At 42.8% G+C, this 19,645-nt stretch carries 17 protein-coding genes and 1 pseudogene; 12 read left to right on the forward strand and 6 right to left on the reverse strand.

What is annotated here, in order from left to right; genetic code table 11:
- The first annotated feature begins 59 nt into the window (after positions 1–59).
- The 5 genes from HJG39_RS14415 (at position 60) to HJG39_RS14435 (ending at position 3,902) form a co-directional block, all read left to right on the forward strand.
- Positions 60–668 (forward strand): TetR/AcrR family transcriptional regulator, encoded by a 609-nt coding sequence (locus HJG39_RS14415; protein WP_268410085.1) that lies wholly within the window; start codon positions 60–62, stop codon positions 666–668.
- Positions 669–769: 101 nt separating this feature from the next.
- The gene (locus tag HJG39_RS14420; RefSeq protein WP_268410086.1) at positions 770–1,276 is read left to right on the forward strand and encodes an Mpo1 family 2-hydroxy fatty acid dioxygenase; all 507 of its coding nucleotides are present in this window, start codon (positions 770–772) and stop codon (positions 1,274–1,276) included.
- A gap of 218 nt (positions 1,277–1,494) precedes the next feature.
- On the forward strand, positions 1,495–2,430 hold the full coding sequence (locus HJG39_RS14425; RefSeq protein WP_268410087.1) for a LamG domain-containing protein: 936 nt from the start codon (positions 1,495–1,497) through the stop codon (positions 2,428–2,430).
- 61 nt (positions 2,431–2,491) lie between these two features.
- The gene (locus HJG39_RS14430) at positions 2,492–3,463 is read left to right on the forward strand and encodes a sulfotransferase (RefSeq protein ID WP_268410088.1); all 972 of its coding nucleotides are present in this window, start codon (positions 2,492–2,494) and stop codon (positions 3,461–3,463) included.
- Between the two features lie 202 nt (positions 3,464–3,665).
- Positions 3,666–3,902, forward strand: a complete 237-nt coding sequence (locus HJG39_RS14435) for a hypothetical protein (RefSeq protein WP_268410089.1) — start codon at positions 3,666–3,668, stop codon at positions 3,900–3,902.
- A 137-nt stretch (positions 3,903–4,039) separates the two neighbouring features.
- On the opposite strand, the gene HJG39_RS14440 is transcribed toward HJG39_RS14435, so the two are convergent.
- Genes HJG39_RS14440 through HJG39_RS14450 form a run of 3 tightly spaced genes read right to left on the reverse strand, consistent with a single transcriptional unit; the run spans position 4,040 to position 5,267 of the window.
- Complete coding sequence (locus HJG39_RS14440) at positions 4,040–4,435, reverse strand: hypothetical protein (RefSeq protein WP_268410090.1); 396 nt, start codon at positions 4,433–4,435, stop codon at positions 4,040–4,042.
- A 53-nt stretch (positions 4,436–4,488) separates the two neighbouring features.
- Positions 4,489–4,971, reverse strand: a complete 483-nt coding sequence (locus HJG39_RS14445; protein WP_268410091.1) for a hypothetical protein — start codon at positions 4,969–4,971, stop codon at positions 4,489–4,491.
- 5 nt (positions 4,972–4,976) lie between these two features.
- The gene (locus tag HJG39_RS14450; RefSeq protein ID WP_268410092.1) at positions 4,977–5,267 is read right to left on the reverse strand and encodes a hypothetical protein; all 291 of its coding nucleotides are present in this window, start codon (positions 5,265–5,267) and stop codon (positions 4,977–4,979) included.
- 394 nt (positions 5,268–5,661) lie between these two features.
- On the opposite strand from HJG39_RS14450, the gene HJG39_RS14455 reads away from it, so the two are divergent.
- Positions 5,662–6,696, forward strand: coding sequence for a putative porin (locus HJG39_RS14455; protein WP_268410093.1), 1,035 nt, complete (start codon positions 5,662–5,664; stop codon positions 6,694–6,696).
- Between the two features lie 10 nt (positions 6,697–6,706).
- Here HJG39_RS14455 and HJG39_RS14460 read toward each other — a convergent pair whose 3' ends face one another.
- A complete protein-coding gene (locus HJG39_RS14460; protein WP_268410094.1) occupies positions 6,707–7,690 on the reverse strand; it encodes a LysR family transcriptional regulator in 984 nt (327 codons plus the stop codon).
- A 157-nt stretch (positions 7,691–7,847) separates the two neighbouring features.
- Between HJG39_RS14460 and HJG39_RS14465 the strand changes: the two genes are divergently transcribed.
- Positions 7,848–9,092, forward strand: coding sequence for an efflux RND transporter periplasmic adaptor subunit (locus HJG39_RS14465; protein ID WP_268410095.1), 1,245 nt, complete (start codon positions 7,848–7,850; stop codon positions 9,090–9,092).
- Between the two features lie 2 nt (positions 9,093–9,094).
- The gene (locus HJG39_RS14470; RefSeq protein WP_268410096.1) at positions 9,095–12,244 is read left to right on the forward strand and encodes an efflux RND transporter permease subunit; all 3,150 of its coding nucleotides are present in this window, start codon (positions 9,095–9,097) and stop codon (positions 12,242–12,244) included.
- Positions 12,245–12,383: 139 nt separating this feature from the next.
- Here HJG39_RS14470 and lysS read toward each other — a convergent pair whose 3' ends face one another.
- Both lysS and prfB read right to left on the reverse strand, forming a co-directional pair.
- The gene (gene lysS, locus HJG39_RS14475; RefSeq protein ID WP_268410097.1) at positions 12,384–13,931 is read right to left on the reverse strand and encodes a lysine--tRNA ligase; all 1,548 of its coding nucleotides are present in this window, start codon (positions 13,929–13,931) and stop codon (positions 12,384–12,386) included.
- Between the two features lie 13 nt (positions 13,932–13,944).
- Positions 13,945–15,043 (reverse strand): peptide chain release factor 2 gene (gene prfB / locus HJG39_RS14480; RefSeq protein WP_268410098.1). Its coding sequence is split into 2 segments (ribosomal slippage): positions 13,945–14,967 and positions 14,969–15,043, totalling 1,098 coding nucleotides; the frame shifts between segments, so codons are not numbered across the junction.
- A 353-nt stretch (positions 15,044–15,396) separates the two neighbouring features.
- Here prfB and HJG39_RS14485 point away from each other — a divergent pair.
- The 4 genes and pseudogenes from HJG39_RS14485 (at position 15,397) to HJG39_RS14500 (ending at position 19,597) form a co-directional block, all read left to right on the forward strand.
- Positions 15,397–16,053 (forward strand): hypothetical protein, encoded by a 657-nt coding sequence (locus HJG39_RS14485; RefSeq protein WP_268410100.1) that lies wholly within the window; start codon positions 15,397–15,399, stop codon positions 16,051–16,053.
- On the forward strand, positions 16,050–16,787 hold the full coding sequence (locus HJG39_RS14490; protein ID WP_268410101.1) for a DUF3307 domain-containing protein: 738 nt from the start codon (positions 16,050–16,052) through the stop codon (positions 16,785–16,787). The genes HJG39_RS14485 and HJG39_RS14490 overlap by 4 nt, the downstream gene beginning before the upstream one ends.
- Positions 16,703–17,048 (forward strand): annotated as a pseudogene (locus HJG39_RS19440) (GFA family protein). Before HJG39_RS14490 ends, HJG39_RS19440 begins: the two are co-directional and overlap by 85 nt.
- Positions 17,049–17,266: 218 nt before the next feature.
- Positions 17,267–19,597, forward strand: a complete 2,331-nt coding sequence (locus HJG39_RS14500) for a TonB-dependent receptor (protein ID WP_268410103.1) — start codon at positions 17,267–17,269, stop codon at positions 19,595–19,597.
- Positions 19,598–19,645 lie beyond the last annotated feature (48 nt).

The following is a 19,645-nucleotide window of genomic DNA, read 5'->3' on the forward strand; positions in this document are numbered from 1 at the left end:
TTTGCAGGCAGCGAAGTTACCTGTATCTTGTCGCCCAAGCAAAAAAGAAAGAGCATTAAATGACCACTACACCTCTTCCCGATAACCGCCTAATTAAACCTGAAGTGTTAAAAAAGCTAAAAGACACCATCATCGATTGCTTCTCCAAGGGTCAGTTTCACGAAGTCGGACTACGTGAAATTTGTAGGCTGGCAAAAGTAAGCCCAAATACCATTTATAAATATTGTGGAACCAAGGAAAACTTACTGTATTTTTGCGTGAAAGAAGATATGGATCGTCTGACCAATACCGTCATAGAAGCGCTTAAAGAACCACAAGATTTGCGTACTAATATTCAAACCTTTTCTGACATTTGGTTTGACTATTACCAACAAAACCCAGCGATTGCTAGAATCGTTTTTCTCAATATTCCACAAGCGTATTGGATGTCACCTCAATATTTTATGCAGCAAGCCCTCATCACTTTTTTACAAGAAAAGCTCCTCGAACTGCAATCACAAGGGGAAATTACGCCAAAGCTAAATATGGTTCATGCATTAGATATGATTATTGGCTCTGTAAACCGAATCCTTATCCGGTGGCTGACACTACAAGAAAACGCCGACCTTGCACCTATAAAAGCAAGCTTTGTGGAATTTGTTATTTGCGCCCTATCCACCGACGCCTAAGTTACCCCCTCCCCCGACTCTTTAAAGAATGACTTCCTAACAATAAATAACAATGTTATCGTAAATATCAGTCTAAAGTAGTGAGGCAAAAGAAACGCATTATGAAATCAATCACTGAACAACTTAGTCAGTACAAAAGTGTGCATTTAAATAAGAAGAATGTCGCCACACATTTTGTTGGTGTCCCGCTGATACTATGGTCATTAGCCTTATTCTTGAGTAGCTTCCAATTGCCAATTTGGGGCGTGGAGGTTAGCCTTTTAGGGCTAGTTGTAGCTTGTACATACCTTTACTACATTATGCTAAAACCCAGCTTAGGGCTGGTTGCTATTTGCTTATTAAGCCCGCTTTTTTATCACGCAAATAGTTTTCAAGATCATCCATACTTGTATGGCATCGCCATTAGCGTATTTTTAATCGGCTGGGCCATTCAGTTTTTAGGTCATCACTATGAAAAAGCAAAACCCGCATTTGTTGACGACATAGCACAATTAGCAATTGGTCCCTTATTCTTAGTTTCAGAAATATGCTTTGCGCTTAATTTATTTAAAGAATTAGATGAGCGTGTTGAGAGCATCGCCCAAGAGAAGCGTAAACTATTGATGTAACATTATGTAATTAAACGCATTTTTTAATTAATCTACCTTTACAAATTTGGTTTTACATATACCCTTACAAGGCAATTTTTGCACTCTTAATGCAGTACCCGATTATGGAAGGTATAATGAAGAATTCATTTATAAAGGCAGTATTAACACCAATAGTAGCAGCATCATCTTTTCAGTTATTTGCTGGAGAAATTGTTAATTTCCCTATGGACGGGAACTTGATAGATATAGGACCAAATAGTTACAACGGTTCTGTGGTTTATGGCTCAGTATCCAGCGCTAGAGATAGACATGGAGTGTTTGGTGGTGCCCTGTCTTTTTCAGGAGATGTAGTTGAAATTCCTCAACTAAGAAACTACAACTTCGGAAGTGAATTGACTATCTCATTCTGGATGAATCGTACTGTAAATACCGACTACATGGGAATTATTAATAACGGTATCACCACTGAAAGCTTTGATGTTCGCATGGGCAGAGAAAACAACGGAACATTCCTGTTTGCCCAATCCAACTGGAGCGATGGAAGAACCTCATCATCCAGCCGCAACGTTATACGCATCGGAAACTGGCACCATGTTGCAGTGGTTTTAAACAACGGTTCTTCGAAAATGTATATTGATGGAAATTTCATCCACGAATCTGTAACCAACCCCGGAACACTTGCAGTTATTAATCGCCCGGTCATTATTGGTGCAAATGCCAATGGTAGAAACCACGAAAACTTTAGAGGCTTCTTGGATGATGTCATATTATTCAACGAAGCATTAAGCGATGAGGCTGTCAGGTCTATTGCGAATGACTCCTATTCTTCGGCCTTCAACATCACACTATCACCCAGTGTAGAAGCTCCGAGTGTCCCCAGCACAGGTGGCAATATAAATTATGATTTGTCGTTTAATAACGATGACACCAATACAACCAGCACATTTCAAACTTGGGGTATCGTTACCTTAGAAGACGGACAAGATATTGTTGTGCATCCAACAAGCTCAATTAATGTCGCCCCCGGCACATCATATACATTAAGTGCCCAGCCCTTTAGCGTGGAAGAATGGTGGCCAGCCGGTCAACATACTTTTAGATGGTATGTTTCAGACCCTGCTGAAGAAGGCGGTAATATCCTCTCCGCTCGATTCACCTTCAGAAAAGACTAAATTCCATAAGTTAGAGCTACCCAGTAACGGTAGCTCTTCTGCAAGCAAATAAAATCTGTGCATGAAAATAATACATATTGGCCTTCCTAAAAATGCAAGTACCTCCCTTCAATCACAGTGGAGCTTGAGGCAAGACATCAACTATGCTTCTGATTCACTCTATTCTCTTGTTACAGAGACGCGAAAAGCCATTGTTTCAGGCTCGGACCCAAATCAGCTTTTAGAACTCTGGCCAAGAATGACGCATTCTGGAGAGATAAGCTTATATTCATCTGAAGGGCTGTGTGGGTTACCTTGGGGATATCAAGTAACCGAGCAAGAATATGATTACGGACAATATCTATTTGCCAACATTTGTAAGGAAATGGAGCCTGACGCATATATTTTTCTTGTTGTACGCTCACCCGAAAAATGGCTTCGCTCAGTCTACTTACAAATGATTCAAGAAGGAGCAAATTTTGGTTATGCCAGTTTCATAAGGAAGCAAAAAGAGTATTTACGATCCGTGTTAAATTTAAAGACACTTCTACAACACTGGCAAGAGGCATACGGGGAAGAAAAAGTTATTGTTTACCCTTTTGAAAAACTAGTAGAACAACCAAGTGTAGCCAACACAGAAATTAGTCATCGACTAGGCATATCAGCCTCTTTGAATTTATTTAATATAACGTCAAAATCGAACACATCTTTATCCGTAGAAAATGCTCAACTTTTAAGAGCCCTATCAATATTAAACAAACGTATAAAGGGGAAAGATCAGCAACTTGCGCTGTCTTTTAATAGACTTAATGAAGATCTACGGCAGCTATACCGAGTACAGCTTCAACATACACCGAAAAAGTTCTCATTTTTAAAGAAGCTCCTTGCTCCAATGGACTTTAGTTTTCCTCATAACGAAAGATTAGAGTTTAATTCGTTATTATTGAATAGCTTTGTTCAAGAATTAACTCAACAGGATACCCTTGGAGATATTGTCAGCTCATACAAAGCAAACATTGATAAATATTTCACGCCAAAAGAAAAGGAAGGTTAAAACCTTAATGCCATGTCGTCGTTAAGCATTAGAGTAATGTGCTTTTCGCGGCCTTTCTCTTTCTCTTTCTCTTTCTCTTTCTCTTTCTCTTTCTCAAAAGTATTTTTCAAAAACGAAACTTGCCATTTCAGCCAAATATTTTTACCATGGCAATATCGTAAAAGTGAGACATTAAATTTTTAGTTTAACTGAGGTATTGAAAATGGAAATAGGCGCCAACGCTTCGCAAGCATCGAGTTTGCAACTTAATTCACAACAAATAGAACAAAACGCACCGAGTAATCAGCAAGCGCGAGTGGCAGAAACGCAAGCTCGTCACGATGCACTAGAAGAGCAACAACAGCCAAATACTGGGGAAAGCACCGTGCAAATTAGCTCTGCGGCACAAGAGCTATTAGCGCAAGAACAACCCCAAAACGCGGGTGGCAATGCGGAATAACAGCCTACTGGCTAGATAAGTCTGAGCTAATACAAATAAATACAATATTTTTTGGCCTGCAAGTGTGAGCTTTGTAACACTAGCGGGCGAATTTTTATTAAGAGCGTTTTGCTTCAATTAAACATCATATAAACAATTTAACTCGCCCTGTAGCGCTTCCAAAACTTTGCAAAAACAGCAAAAATTACCATTCCAACGCCACCAAAGATATACGCCCACGCTGGCATAACCGCAAAAATAAGGCCACTGGTTGAGCTACTGGTTGAGCTACTGGTTTGCATATTGTTATTTAAAAACCACTCAATATGGATGGGCAACATGAATACATTCGCACCAACCACAAATCCCCAAAATGAGGCAGGTTTGGTTTTTTGATACAGACTTAAAATGCCAGACCAAATAACAGCACTAAACAGCGCCAAGTAAGCCCAAAAGATGAAAAAACTTAATTGCAGTCCACTTAAGTAGAAATAAACAACACCCAAAAGTAATAAAAAGAACTCTGTTTTCCCTTTGAGATTTTTAACCTTCACATCATTCTCCTGAAAGCTTCAATGAGGTTCTGCCATGAACACTGCATTATAGCTTACACAGAAGACTTGTCTTCTGCCTTTTGAGGCTCTGAAGTGACGGTCTCAGTTGCAGGTGTAGCTTCACTTTCTTGTGCCGTATTTTGGTAATACAGTTCGTGCTCTTTTAACAAATACCCTTTTTCAATCCCTAAGCGATTGTTGACGTAGTTGTCACGTTCTCGGGTCATCATTTTGATTTGTCCACGAATTTCATTGCTGTGCTCGACATCACCTATTGATTCCGCGCGCTTTAAGTCCTCTGCTTTAGTATCGATTTGTTGGTTCATTTGAGAAAGGAGTTTTTGGTGCTTGAACTCCAACAACTTGCCTTTAAAGTAATCAAATAAAGAGACGAGACCAAAGGCAAGCAACATGGAAATGAGTTGAGTAGCGGGGAAAATCAACGACTCTTCACTGAGAATCCGCCTTAAAATTTGCTCAAGCGTAACCGAAATGCCAATAAGGCTGAGAGGACCTTGTGAAAATGGACGTTTCAAGGACGTTACTTTTTACATTTTTGGGCATCCACCTTCCCGTTTTCATCTAAAATCCGCTTTTCAATCAAATGTGTACGAGGACAACAAAGGAAGTCTTGTAGCTCCTCACCTTCTTTCACTTTGTATTTCACTCGCTGCCCATCCGCATCCTCATATTCAAAGTTAAAAACTGACTTTTTCTTAAAATACTTTTCAGAAACATAAAGATAGGTGTCTTTACTAAAATTCTTAATTGCAGGAATAGAGATCACCAGCCCAAACAAAAATACGACAGCTTCTACAGATATCGTGAACATTAATAAACCTTATCTTTCCAGTTGAATGAAAGGCAGCTAACAAGATTCGCCCGTAGTTGTGCGCTTCTGTTAAAGAAAACTCACACACTGCCAGTTAGGTAACTTTAAAAACCAAATGAGCATTTAGTGTAGTAAAATAATTACCATTTTTAAAGTCTTTACTAAAAACAAACCTTAAGACATTGTAATCGCAGTACCAAACGCTTTACATCAACCACATTAGTGAGTCGCACCGCACATTTCATAGCGTAATGTCTAAACACTTACCTCCTGCTTTACAATAAAGCGATAGTGAGAATCGGAATTTCCCCTTAAAGCATTTACCGACTTTTAGGGTAATTTTTTCATAAGCAATAGGGCTTAACATTTGCAATTAGAAGCACTAGGAAGCGCTATGAAAATGAAACAACAAATAAAAGTCACTGGACTTTTGGTGTTCGCATTGTTCTGCAACGGTATTCACAGTGAAACACTAAGACACGAAAGCTTTGCTGATGTACTACTACGTTACGAAAACGACACAGAACACAATAACTTGCGTGATAGAGAACGAATGAGAGTCATTGCTCATGTAGGCATTCAGTCTCACTGGAGTACACGTTGGCAATCGCAAGTAAGGCTAAGTACAGGACTAAGAAATCGTCAGAATGTGCCAGCAATTACCGCTCATCGTTTTAATGATCAACCCAATCCTGACGATGATGTTTACATTGATAGAGCGTTCCTTACCGGTTCTTTTTCACAGCTTACCGTTAAACTTGGTAAGCAACCTTGGGCCAGTAAACAAATTACCGATATTTTTTGGGATCGAGATCTCAACCCAATCGGCGCTTCCGTGGATTGGCAAATATCGGACAACAATACACTTCACGTCTCACAGTTTAAGCCGCTTGATGGTGAAGGAGCTACCGTTGGTAATTTAACGGTTGCACAGTGGCAAAGCACAACAAGATGGAAGCAATGGCAGCTTACATTTATGCCTTGGTGGGTGAATTACAACGGCGACACAAACGCCCGTTTTGCGACCAAAGACACCCAATATGACAATGAATTTGTTAGGGTGTCGATGTCCGCTAACTATGGCCCTTGGCAACTAGGTGCCGATGTAGGTAAGAGTATAACCGGCAATTTTGACGGCGAAGATACCAGTTTCGCGGTTGAGTTACGCCACGGACAACTCAAGTACGAAAACGATACTTTGCTACAATTTAGAGTCTTTCGTGTTGAGCGTTTTGGCGTCATTCGGGAGTTTGCCCAAAATGCCGTATCACGTTTTACCACCGCCAATATGGAAGGCTGGGATTTTCGTTTGCGCCACAAAATAGGTGCATATTGGTGGCTAGGTATGCGTTATTCCGATACAGAAACGATTTCTGACGAAGAGGAAACTGGCAAACGCCTTCGTATTGAAACCCAGTATACTTTTTAATGTAGGATAATCAGCTAGCATGACGTTCGGGCACCTGTGCGCAACCCAAGCCTTGGCTTTTGCAAAGACAACGAAATACTTGCTGCGTTTGATACTCGTTGACTTCCGCCATAATGCGTTTGACGTGTTTTCTTAACCAACACAAACCACCGTCTTTTTCCTGACGCTTATGCCACACCATTGAAATTTGTTTCGTCGGTAATTCTACAGGCATTTTTATCGCAGATAAGCGCCCGTTAATAATGGCATCGCATACTGCACCAGCTGGCACAACAGCAATCAAATTGCTTTGTGAAATGATTTCCTCGACATTAGCAAAATGGTTCATCGTCATCGCAATTCGCCGTGTTAGCCCGTGTTGCGACAACACTTGGTCAGTATATCCGGTCACTTCACCAGAGAGTGTCACCAACAAATGCTCTGCGGCAGCAAACTCTTCAGTAGAAACATCAGCATGTGCAAGAGGATGATCATTGCGCATCACACACACATAATTGCTTGAGAATAGAAAATCCCCCCTTAGCACTTCCGACGCAGAATCGTAAAGCCCAATCGTCATATCCACTTCAGCGTTTTCCAGTAACCGTTCATAACTTTGTAATGTGTAAGGAATCGCATGAATATTGACCCCGGGAGCTTCTGTTTCAATCACTTTTCGAAGTGGCGCCCACGCCATCGTAACAACCATATCGGCAACCGCTAAACGAAAGGTACGCTGCGATGTACTTGGGTCAAAAGCTTTGTTATCAACAGCCTCAGAAAGCGCGCCAAGCGGCCCTTTAATTTGCTCCCATAGGTTTTGAGCGTGACCTGTTGGCCGAATATTACGACCATCTTTTACAAACAACTCATCTTTCCATGCCACTCGCATTCGACTCAGTGCATTCGACACCGCTGGCTGCGTCATTGACAGTCGTTCAGCCGCACGAGTAATCGATCGTTCGGTCATGATGGCATCAAAAACCATCAGCAAATTAAGTTCTTGTGGGCGCATGTTACTTCTCTTATTTACGGGTGAGACGTTAAGAAGACTTAACCATTCCGAAACTCATCACTAATTATGATGAGAGACATATGAAAGTATAATTTAATTTATTTTAATTTCCACTTCATAATTGTCATTCAGTATAGGTTTAGGAGCCGTTATTTAAATGAAGTTAATTCCATCGCTATCCATCGTCGTGTTTACTGCCTCCTTGATGGGCCTTGTTGCGTGTTCTGAACAACCGCAGCAAAAACAATCAACACCTATGGCGCCAGTTGTTTCCGTTGCCAAAGTAGTCAGCGAGCGATTAACTGAATGGGATGAATTTACCGGACGCTTGCAAGCACCACAAACCGTTGAAATTCGTCCTCGTGTTTCGGGCTATATCGACATTGTTGCTTTTAAAGAAGGCGAAATGGTGAAGCCCGGTGAGCCGCTGTTTTTTATCGATAATCGCCCATTCAAAGCAGAGGTTAAACGCTTAGAAGCAGAACTCATCAATGCCAAAAGCCTTTATACGTTAGCGAAAAAAGAATACGTTCGTGCCATCGACCTTGTGAAAAAGAACGCAATTTCCGATGAGATTCTCGATCAACGCTTATCCACCCAAGAACAAGCCAAAGCAAGAATTGCCTCGGTACAAGCGCAGTTAGAACTTGCTGAACTACAGTTAAGCTATACTCGTGTCACCTCTCCTATTGGCGGCCGAGTATCCAACGCCTTAATTACTCGCGGCAACTACGTTAATGAAGGCCAAAGTGTGTTAACCACGGTTGTCTCTACCGACGAAGTTCATGCCTATTTCGATGCAGATGAACAAACCTTCTTGAAGTATAACCAACTTGCTCGCCAAGGCAGCCGCCCAAGTACACGAGGCTCTAAGCAGCCTGTACTTATGGCACTTGCCACCGACGAAGGTTTTCCACACCAAGGCGTTATCGACTTTGTTGATAATCGGATTAATCAAAGCTCTGGCACTATTCGAAGCCGCGCTATTTTTAAAAATGAAAACGGCCTGCTTATTCCCGGCTTATTTGCCCGCATCCGCTTAGTTGGTAGTGCAAGTTATCAAGGTATTTTAATTGACGATCGCGCCATTGGAACCGATCTAAACAACAAATTCGTATTGGTACTTGATGAGCAAAACCAAGTCAATTATCGCCCCGTTGAATTAGGCGAAAAACTGCAAGGTTTGCGTATTATTAAAAGTGGCTTGAAGGCAGGCGAAAAGATTGTGGTTAACGGCTTACAAAAAGTACGCCCCGGCGCGCAAGTATCGCCAAAGCTCGTTGAGATGACCAGCAATGAGAACTTAAAAGCGCTGCAAGCGATGCAAGAGAGGCTTGATGCCACACTTGATACTTCCGTTTTAGCGAAATCGGACACTCATACAGCAGTAACAGGAGGTTAGTTGTGGACTTTTCGAAGCACTTTGTCCATCGTCCGATCCTCGCTGGCGTATTATCCATTATTATCTTTATTGCTGGGGCACTCGCTGTTTGGCAATTGCCCATTACAGAATACCCTGAAGTCACGCCACCTACAGTAGTGGTGAATGCCAGTTACCCTGGCGCTAACCCCAAAGTAATAGCAGAAACGGTTGCAGGGCCTTTGGAGCAAGAAATCAAAGGCGTCGAAGATATGCTTTATCTTTCGTCGCAATCGACCTCCGATGGTCGCATGTCGTTAACCATCACCTTTGCTATCGGTACGGATATTGATAAAGCCCAAACATTGGTACAAAACCGGGTAGATAGAGCCGTTCCAAGGCTGCCTCAAGAAGTGCAACGCCTCGGCATTGTTACCCAAAAATCATCTCCCGATTTGACCATGGTAGTGCATTTAACCTCACCCAATAATCAGTACGATATGTTGTACTTATCGAACTATGCCAATTTATTTGTTAAAGATGAGCTAGCTGGCATTAAAGGTATAGGCGACGTGCGTATTTTTGGCGCTGGCGAATACAGTATGCGGGTGTGGCTAGACCCAGCCAAAATCGCTTCTTTGGATTTATCCACCAACGACATCATTAACGCTATACGCGAGCAAAATCAGCAAGCGGCAGCGGGTAGTTTAGGGGCGCAACCGTCCGGCGACAACGATTTCCAATTATTGATCAACGTAAAAGGCCGCCTTACCTCAGAAGAAGAATTTGGCAACATCATTATTAAGGTGAGTGAACAAGGTCAAATTACGCGCTTAAAAGAAGTCGCTGACATCAAACTCGGCTCTGAATCTTATACCTTGCGCTCATTATTAAATAATCAGCAGGCCGTTGCCATTCCGGTATTCCAAAGCCCCGGTTCAAATGCGATTCAAATCTCTGATGATGTTCGTGCCAAAATGAAAGAACTCAGCCAATACTTCCCACAAGGATTGGACTATTCCATTGTTTACGACCCAACAGTATTTGTACGCGGCTCAATTAAAGCGGTGGTGAAAACCCTTTTCGAAGCCATTTTACTGGTCGTTATTGTTGTGGTTTTATTCCTACAAACATGGCGCGCATCTATTATTCCATTAGCAGCCGTGCCCGTTTCATTAGTAGGCACGTTTGCCATCATGCATTTACTTGGGTTTTCTTTAAATGCGTTATCCTTATTTGGACTCGTGCTCGCCATTGGTATTGTGGTTGACGATGCCATTGTGGTGGTCGAAAACGTAGAGCGGAATATTCGTGAAGGACTCGCGCCAATGGCGGCAACCCAAAAGGCCATGAAAGAAGTAACTGGCCCGATTATTGCCACGACTCTAGTATTGGCAGCGGTGTTTATTCCAACGGCATTTATGTCTGGCTTAACAGGCCAATTCTATAAGCAATTTGCCTTAACCATTACTATTTCTACCTTTATTTCCGCCTTTAACTCACTCACGTTAAGTCCTGCTCTTTCTGCGTTATTGTTGAAAAAGCACGGTGAAGACAACGACTGGTTATCGGTCACGCTACGCAAGTTGTTTTCAGGCTGGCTATTTAACCCATTTAACCGTTTCTTTAATTGGAGCGAAGCGAAATACGGCTTAATCGTAAAACGCGTTGTCCGTGGTAGTGGCATTGTTCTTGTGCTTTACGCTGGGTTATTAGCCTTAACTTATGGTCAGTTTACGTCTACACCGACGGGTTATGTACCGAGTCAGGACAAGCAATACTTGATTTCCTTTGCCCAGTTGCCAAACGGCGCATCATTAGATAGAACCGAAGAGGTGGTCCGAAACATATCGAAATTAGCGCTTGAACATCCAGGCGTAGAATCCGCGGTTGCTTTCCCCGGCTTAAACATCAATGGGTTTACCAACAGCCCATCCAGTGGTGTTATTTTTGTCACCTTGAAAAGCTTTGAGGAACGCACCTCGCCGAATTTGTCCGCGCCAGCAATTGCAGGGCAACTTGGGCAACAGTTTGCTGGTATTCAAGATGCCTTTATTGCCATTTTCCCTCCACCACCGGTTAGAGGAATGGGCACGATCGGCGGCTTTAAACTGCAAGTTCAAGACCGTTCAAGCCAAGGCTATGAAGCGCTTTACGATGTCACCCAAAAGGTCATTCAAAAAGCTTATCAACGACCTGAATTAACGGGTGTATTTTCCAGTTATCAAGTGAATGTGCCTCAATTGGAAGTGGAAGTCGACAGAGACAAAGCCAAGTCTCAAGGGGTCTCAATAAACGATATATTCCAAACCATGCAGGTTTATTTAGGGTCGTTGTATGTGAATGACTTCAATCAATTTGGCAAAACCTATCAGGTTAACTTGCAAGCAAAAGAGGAATTCCGCCAAGAGCCTGATCAAATCGCGCAATTAAAAGTGAAAAATGTGTTAGGCGAGATGATCCCATTAGGTTCTTTTATCACGGTAAAACACAGCGCAGGCCCAGACAAAGTGATGCACTACAACGGCTTTACCACCGCTGAAATCAACGGTGCCGCAGCTCCGGGGTACAGCTCTGGTGAGGCACAAGCTGCTATTGAAGAAGTGCTAGCAGATACCCTGCCGTTAGGTATGGCTTATGAGTGGACAGACTTAACCTATCAGCAAATTCTGGCGGGCAACACCACCTTACTGGTATTCCCTTTAGTCGTGTTGCTGGTCTTCCTTGTGTTAGCCGCACAATACGAAAGCCTGAGTTTGCCGTTGGCGATTATTCTTATCGTGCCAATGACACTGCTGTCAGCAATGACAGGCGTGATCATTTCCGGTGGCGATAATAATATCTTCACGCAAATAGGTTTTATTGTTCTGGTGGGACTGGCCACGAAAAACGCCATTTTGATTGTAGAATTCGCGAAGGAAATTCAAGACAAAGGCCACAGCTTAATGTACGCCTTAATGGAAGCTACGCGACTCAGATTACGACCAATATTAATGACGTCATTAGCTTTTATTATGGGTGTTGTTCCCATGGCATTTTCTACGGGTGCAGGAGCAGAAATGCGTCAAGCCATGGGGATTGCCGTGTTTTCAGGCATGATTGGCGTCACCGTTTTCGGCTTGTTATTAACGCCAGTGTTCTATCACTTAGTGCGTAAGAATAGCGACAATACGAAACAATCAGAAATGCAGTAGTCCTTTCCCAAACAGTTTCCTAAACCACTGATTGTAAAATCGGTAAATAAGCAAAAGGCCGGAGAGTTTGTCACTCATCCGGCCTTTTTATTGTTGCAATGTTCCGCCATTTTATTCTAGGGCGGGACTGACGCTTTGGTTATTCCTTTTCAGCGCCTGCTTCTGGCTTCATATGAGGGAATAAAATCACATCTTTGATGGTAGAAGAATCAGAGAACAACATCACTAAACGGTCGATACCAATGCCCTCGCCTGCGGTTGGCGGCATGCCGTATTCCAGCGCACGAATGTAGTCTTCGTCAAAGTGCATGGCTTCATCGTCGCCAGCTTCTTTTTCTTCAACTTGCTTACGGAAGCGTGCAGCTTGGTCTTCTGCATCGTTAAGCTCAGAGAAACCATTGGCTAACTCGCGTCCACCCACAAAGAATTCAAAACGGTCCGTAACGAAAGGATTCTCATTGTTACGACGCGCCAACGGCGACACTTCCCACGGGTATGCAGTAATAAAGGTAGGCTGAATGAGGTTTTCTTCTGCAACCGCCTCGAAGATCTCACACAAGTATTTACCCGGCCCCCAAATACCATCCACTTCAGGCTCTTTAATGTGAAGCGTTTTTGCTAACGCTTTTAAGCCTTCTAGGTTGTTTTCAGGGTCGTTGATGACACTCGCATCCGCTTCTGGATAGTGATGCAAAATCGCCTCAGACATGGTCATGCGCGTGAACGCTTTGCTGAAATCATACTCGATGCTTTCAATCACCTCGCCTTCTGCGTCTTTCACTGTATTAACAATGGTGGTTGTGCCTAACACATCTAACGCCAATGTGCGTAGCATGTCTTCGGTTAGGTCCATTAAATCATTGTAGTCGGCATACGCCTGATACCATTCAATCATGGTGAATTCAGGGTTATGACGCGTTGATAAGCCTTCGTTACGGAAATTACGGTTAATTTCGAAAACGCGCTCAAAACCACCAACAACCAAGCGTTTTAAGTAAAGCTCAGGCGCAATACGCAGGTACATATCGATGTCCATGGCATTGTGATGAGTCACGAAAGGCTTAGCCGTTGCGCCACCTGGAATCACCTGTAGCATAGGTGTTTCCACTTCCATGAAGTCTTTTTTCGATAAATAATAACGAATACCTTCCACTATTTTGCTACGCATTAAGAAGGTATTGCGCGATTCTTGATTGGTAATTAAATCAACGTAGCGCTGACGGTATTTGGTTTCTTGATCTGCCAAACCGTGGAATTTTTCGGGTAGCGGACGCAAAGACTTGGTCAATAGCTCGTATTCAGCCATGTCCACGTAAAGGTCGCCCTTACCTGATTTATGAAGATCGCCGCTGACACCAATAATGTCACCGATATCTAAATTACCATAACGTGCTTTTAAATCTTTTTGAACGTCTTTTGATGCATAAGCCTGAATGCGACCTTTCATGTCTTGCAATACGAGGAAAGGACCACGTTTAGCCATAATTCGGCCAGCCACGCTAACGCGTTTGGCTTTTTCTACTAGCTGCTCCTTATCAAATTCGCCAAATTCGGCTTGTAAGTCTGCGCTGTAGTGCTCGCGGCGAAATGTGTTTGGATGTCCGTTGGCATTACACCCTTTACGGATATCTTCCAGCTTAGCACGGCGTTCAGCGATTAATTTATTCTCATCTACTTGCTGGGTCATGGTGTTTCCTGCATTAAAGTCCAGATTTCAAACTGGCTTGTATGAATTTGTCTAAGTCGCCGTCAAGAACGGCTTGCGTATTTCGGGTTTCCACTCCCGTGCGCAAATCCTTAATTCGAGAGTCATCCAACACATAAGAGCGGATTTGACTACCCCAACCGATGTCGGATTTGCTGTCTTCCATCGCTTGTTTTTCATCCAACTGTTTTTGCATTTCCAGCTCATAAAGCTTAGCTTTTAACTGCTTCATTGCTTGGTCTTTGTTTTTGTGCTGCGAACGTTCATTCTGACATTGCACCACGGTATTGGTTGGTAAGTGAGTGATACGAACCGCTGAATCGGTCCGGTTAACGTGTTGACCACCCGCCCCCGAGGCGCGGTAGGTATCAATACGTAAATCCGCCGGATTGATTTCAATTTCAATATCGTCATCGACTTCTGGGTAAACAAAAGCGGATGCAAAGGAGGTATGGCGTCTGTTACCTGAATCAAAAGGTGACTTTCTGACAAGCCGGTGCACCCCGGTTTCGGTGCGAAGCCAGCCGTAAGCATACTCCCCACCAAAACGAATTGTAGCAGACTTAATGCCTGCTACATCGCCATCAGACACTTCAATAAGTTCCACTTTGAAGTCATGTTCTTCTCCCCAACGCAAGAACATTCGCAGTAGCATGTTTGCCCAGTCTTGCGCTTCAGTACCACCGGAACCAGATTGAATATCCAAGTAGCAATCATTGCTATCATGAGGGCCAGAAAACATTCTCCGAAACTCAAGTTCTTCAAGCTTTTCAGTCAAAGCCGTTAGTTCTTCTTGCGCTTCGTTGAAGGTGTCTTCGTCTTCTGCTTCGACAGCAAGCTCAACTAAACCTTCAATGTCTTCGGTGCCTTGCTCTAATGTTTGGATGGTTTTTACCACGCCTTCTAAAGACACTTTTTCTTTGCCTAACGCTTGTGCTTTTTCCGGCTCATTCCAAACATCCGGCATTTCTAATTCTCGGCTGACCTCTTCCAGTCTTTCAACTTTCAGATCGTAGTCAAAGATACCCCCTAAGCAGCGAGGTACGCTCCCGGATATCGGCTAAACTATTGGTTATTGGGTTAATTTCGAACATAAAACCTTTACGATTTGTCTTTAAGCTTAATTTTTTGCGTGCGGGATTCTACCGGAAAAGCCCTGCTATTGACAGTTAGACAAAGCAGCAATTCTTCACAATAGTAAACTAGGTCATTTCAGGTAAATTTATTACAACATGACAAGGAAGTTTATCGCAAAACGCCTCATAAAAGTAACGTAAATAGGTTACTTATGACAAAGGTAACGTAAACAAGTTACATACGCAGTGTGTAACTCAAATAGGTTACATATTGAGGATGTAACGCAAGTAGGTTACAATCTATAAAAGTAACCCAAATAGGTTACACAAGTGTGTATTAATCACTCAAAATGTAGAAGTAAAAATACCTAATGGTAAATGAAACACAGAAAAACAAAGCGATTGCCGTTTTAAGTGGAGATATAATTCGCTCAACAGAGTTACCCCATGAGGTATACGAAGACTTACTTTATACCTTGCACAATCAACTCACTTTAGTATGCGATTATCACCCCGAAAACGAGTTTGAATTGTCTCGTGGCGATGCTTTTCAGGTGCTATTACATGATCCTGAAAATGCAGCCAAATATGCACTCTTAATCCGCACCGCGCTACGAGGACAAAACGAACATTACGACTGCCGAATTAGCATTGGTATCGGCAACGATTATTCATTAAGGCACACCGTCAGTCGCTCTACAGGGGATGCTTTTACTCTCTCGGGTAGAACTCTGGATGACATGGCAACAAACACCTTAAAAATCACAACACCTAATGAGTCGTTTAATGAGTGCTTTGCTTTACTGACCAAATACCTCGATCAACAAATCTCAGAAATGACAGAGCGCCAATGTGCCATTACACACCTTATTTTGAAAGCCGATAACTCACTTACTCAAGCGGAAATAGCCAATAGCCTTGGCGCAAAACGCGTATCCATCAACCGCTCAATGAAAACCGCCAATTTGAATCTCATCATGGAATACTTATCGTTATTCTCTAAGAAAGTGGAAGCATTTTTCTTGTGAACAGTTTTATCACGTTATTTAGCGCACTTTTAGTTATCCACCTTTTGGTTGATTTTTACTGTCAGCCAACCTCATGGGTAAACGACAAACTAAACAAACACGCCCGCTCTCCAAAAATGCTGCTGCACTCACTATTGCACGGTGTGCTATCTGGCATTGCGGCACAGTTAATTATCTCAGATTGGCGCTCAGCATTTGTATTATTCTTACTTGTGAGCTTGTCTCACTGGCTTATTGACCTTTGGAAAACCTACCAAAAAGGGCTGCGTTATTTCATCATCGACCAAGCGCTTCACATTGTTATTTTAGCGTTAGTTACGCTACATGCCGCCAACATCGATAACAGCATAAACAAGCTAATTGATTTAGCATTAACGCCTAAGCACCTCATGCTATTACTTGGCTACGTTTTTATATTTAAGCCATCATCAATTTTAATCAGCCAAATTTTAAAGAAATATACACCACAAGAATCTGGTGAAAACAAGGGCCTCATGGCCGGCGGCGAGATGATTGGTTATTTGGAAAGAACATTAATTTTAACCTTCGTTGTACTTGAACAGTATTCAGTTATCGGCTTTATTTTGGCGGCAAAATCTATTTTCAGGTTTGGAGAATTGAACACTGCGAAGAACCACAACTTAACCGAATATGTCCTACTTGGTTCTTTATTATCCGTCACACTGACATCCAGCATCGGCATCTTTATTCGACTAATCGTGTTTGGGAAATAACGTGTGATAGCGACGAATTAACGCTAGCGGATAACAGCAACAAGTTAACATCCTATGAAAGTGAAACAGGTAAAAAAGCACTTTTGCGCCAATTGTGGCACACCAATTTACAGTGAAAATGCCAAATATCCGGGAAAGTGGCGACTACGATTAGGCTCTTTAGATTCAGACATTTCAGAGCGTCCGCTTTCCCATAATTTTGTGACATCCAAAGCCAACTGGGATGACCTAGACGCACAACTCCCCCACTCCGAAAAGTAGGAACCGGGCCTAAAATAACGGCCCCTTACCTACCATTTACATTTTATTAACTTCACATGCCACCAGCTTGGCGTCATGAGTCACTATTTTCGAAGCACGATGAATTACTGTTTTTAAAAGAAAAAACTCAACCTATACCCTACTACGTTATAGCAGTTCAAAATGTGGCCTAGTTCTTAGCTTGTTGAATTCGCTTTAACGCCAAAAGAGGAAACAACATGCTTAATCGTCGTTTTAGTGTTAGCAAAGTAGCTTTGGCGTTAACCGCTACTCTATGCGCTACATCCGCTTATCCAGCCTTATCCCAAGAAAACAAAAAACAAGATAGTGGCTTAGAAGTGATTATGGTTACAGCGCAGAAGCGAGTTCAAAATGTAAAGGAAGTGCCAATTTCCATGTCGGCAATCGACAAAAATAAACTCCTCGAAAATAACATTGCCGATTCAGAAGAACTCTCCGCTTACATTGCCAACTTTAGCATTAGCGAAACCTCCCAAGGTTTTAACGTATTTATGCGTGGCTTAGGCTCTGGGCCAAACCAAGGATTTGAACAAACGGTTGGCACTTATGTAGATGGTGTTTACCGTGGTCGAGCTCATCTAATGCGTAGCGCTTTTTTGGACTTAGAGCGCGTTGAAGTTTTACGCGGGCCACAAAGTGCTTTGTTTGGGAAAAACACCACCGCCGGAGCATTGAACTTAACTAACGCCAAACCAACGCAAGATTTTGAAGGCTACGTAAACGCCACTTACAACTTCGACTTCAATACCCGAACCATTGAAGCGGCAGTTTCTAACGGTTTAACAGATACCCTCAGTGGCAGACTCGCAGTAAAAGTTGAAGACACTGACGGGTTTATGGATAACACCTTAAGTGGTCAAGAAGAAGTCGCCAACGACACAGCTATTGCCCGCTTGACGCTTGCTTGGGAACCATTATCAAATACCAAAATCACCTTGACGGCTCAACACGATGAAAATGAGTCTGATGGATTCACCAATAGCCAAGCCTTCGTTGAACCCGCTATTATCGCCAGCGGCGCCCCGATTTTAGCCCAGCTTCAAGACGTCATCATTGACGACAACACCCACAAAGCCAACCCCTTATTAGGTGAAATTGAGCAAACTGATTTTGAAGCAGACCATTTAACATTGAATATGGAAGTCGACTTCGACAACTACGTATTCACCTCAATTACAGGTTGGCAAGATTACAGCCTAGAGCAGTCTGATGATGGCGACCATGGTGCTCTGCCTTTAGTCTTCCGAGTGCGAGGAGACGAAGAATTTGACCAACTCAGCCAAGAGTTTCGCATCACTTCTAACTTCGATGGAAAGTTTAATTACATTGCGGGCGTGTACTATCAAGACTCATCACTCACTTATGAAGAAGATTATCTCGTTTATCCGTTAAATGTACTTGGCGATCGCCACTTTAATGTGGAATCTGAAACATGGGCAGCCTTCGCACAACTAGATTATGCGTTCACGGAACAATGGCAAGCAACGTTAGGTTTACGCTACTCATCTGAAGATAAAGATGGTGTGCGTAGTTTGTTTGCGGTTGACCCGACAACACGGACCCGTATTGTCGATTTACCATTAGTCCAAGCGCCTGTTATTGCAGAAGCCTTCCCACAAGGACTGCCCGGGGCAGTGTACTCCCAAGTTGTTCTTGCGCCACAGAACTTCCTCGATCACGACATTAACGGCAGTCGTTCAGAAGATGAATTTACGCCTTCGCTTAATATTAAATATAAGATGGACGACGCTATGATTTATGCGTCAGTTTCAACAGGTACGAAAGCCGGAGGTTTTGACGCCAGAGCCAATCATCCCAATGACTTCGAGTTTGAAGATGAGGAAGTTACCGCCTACGAAATTGGGGCTAAATTAACCTTACTAGACGGTGATGCCGACTTAAATATTGCCGCCTTCTCAATGGACTTTGAAGATCTGCAAACGTCAGTTTTCGATGGTAACACCGGTTTTTTTGTTGAGAATGGTAGTGAAGCATCATCTATTGGTGTTGAGGTTGACGGGCGTTGGATAATTGATAACAACTGGCTCGTAAGTGGTAGCGTAGGCTGGTTAGATTTCGAATGGGATGAATTTACAGGAGCGAAATGTTTTGCCAGTGTCACTTTAGTGCCAGACAACGTAGAAGCTAATGGCGTTTCTTGTAATCTTGAAGGCAAAACCAATGCATTTGCCCCAGAGTTTAGTGGTAGCTTGAACCTTGAATATTACACGGAAATATTTGGTAATTATGAGCTAAAAGCTAATTTAGATGTAATTTACAAGTCCGACTACTACACCAACTCTGACCTGAACCCATTTACCCAACAAGAGGCTTTCACCAAGCTGAATGCTCGAGTCGCGCTAAACGACTCAGCAAGCTCATGGCAAGTCGCCCTTCTCGCGAAGAACCTAACCGACAAAACGGTAATCAATTATTCAACCGATATGCCGTTAATTGGTCCGGGGTTTTATAGTGTTTGGGTAGAGCCGGGACGCAGCTTTTCACTCCAGTTCCAGTATAATTTTTAATTAACTTCTGCTATGTTCGGGGTCAGTCGTTTATTGCCCCGAACGTTT

The sequence above is a fragment of the Alteromonas sp. a30 genome (assembly GCF_026788005.1).
Taxonomy (GTDB): Bacteria; Pseudomonadota; Gammaproteobacteria; order Enterobacterales; family Alteromonadaceae; genus Paraneptunicella.

What these genes read in the sequence shown, in the direction of transcription:
- HJG39_RS14450 (WP_268410092.1), bottom strand. Translation starts at nt 5,267, where the DNA reads ATGTTCACGATATCTGTAGAAGCTGTCGTATTTTTGTTTGGGCTGGTG.
- HJG39_RS14485 (WP_268410100.1), top strand. Translation starts at nt 15,397, where the DNA reads ATGGTAAATGAAACACAGAAAAACAAAGCGATTGCCGTTTTAAGTGGA.
- HJG39_RS14455 (WP_268410093.1), top strand. Translation starts at nt 5,662, where the DNA reads ATGAAAATGAAACAACAAATAAAAGTCACTGGACTTTTGGTGTTCGCA.
- lysS (WP_268410097.1), bottom strand. Translation starts at nt 13,931, where the DNA reads ATGACCCAGCAAGTAGATGAGAATAAATTAATCGCTGAACGCCGTGCT.
- HJG39_RS14465 (WP_268410095.1), top strand. Translation starts at nt 7,848, where the DNA reads ATGAAGTTAATTCCATCGCTATCCATCGTCGTGTTTACTGCCTCCTTG.
- HJG39_RS14500 (WP_268410103.1), top strand. Translation starts at nt 17,267, where the DNA reads ATGCTTAATCGTCGTTTTAGTGTTAGCAAAGTAGCTTTGGCGTTAACC.
- HJG39_RS14420 (WP_268410086.1), top strand. Translation starts at nt 770, where the DNA reads ATGAAATCAATCACTGAACAACTTAGTCAGTACAAAAGTGTGCATTTA.
- HJG39_RS14415 (WP_268410085.1), top strand. Translation starts at nt 60, where the DNA reads ATGACCACTACACCTCTTCCCGATAACCGCCTAATTAAACCTGAAGTG.
- HJG39_RS14460 (WP_268410094.1), bottom strand. Translation starts at nt 7,690, where the DNA reads ATGCGCCCACAAGAACTTAATTTGCTGATGGTTTTTGATGCCATCATG.
- HJG39_RS14430 (WP_268410088.1), top strand. Translation starts at nt 2,492, where the DNA reads ATGAAAATAATACATATTGGCCTTCCTAAAAATGCAAGTACCTCCCTT.
- HJG39_RS14435 (WP_268410089.1), top strand. Translation starts at nt 3,666, where the DNA reads ATGGAAATAGGCGCCAACGCTTCGCAAGCATCGAGTTTGCAACTTAAT.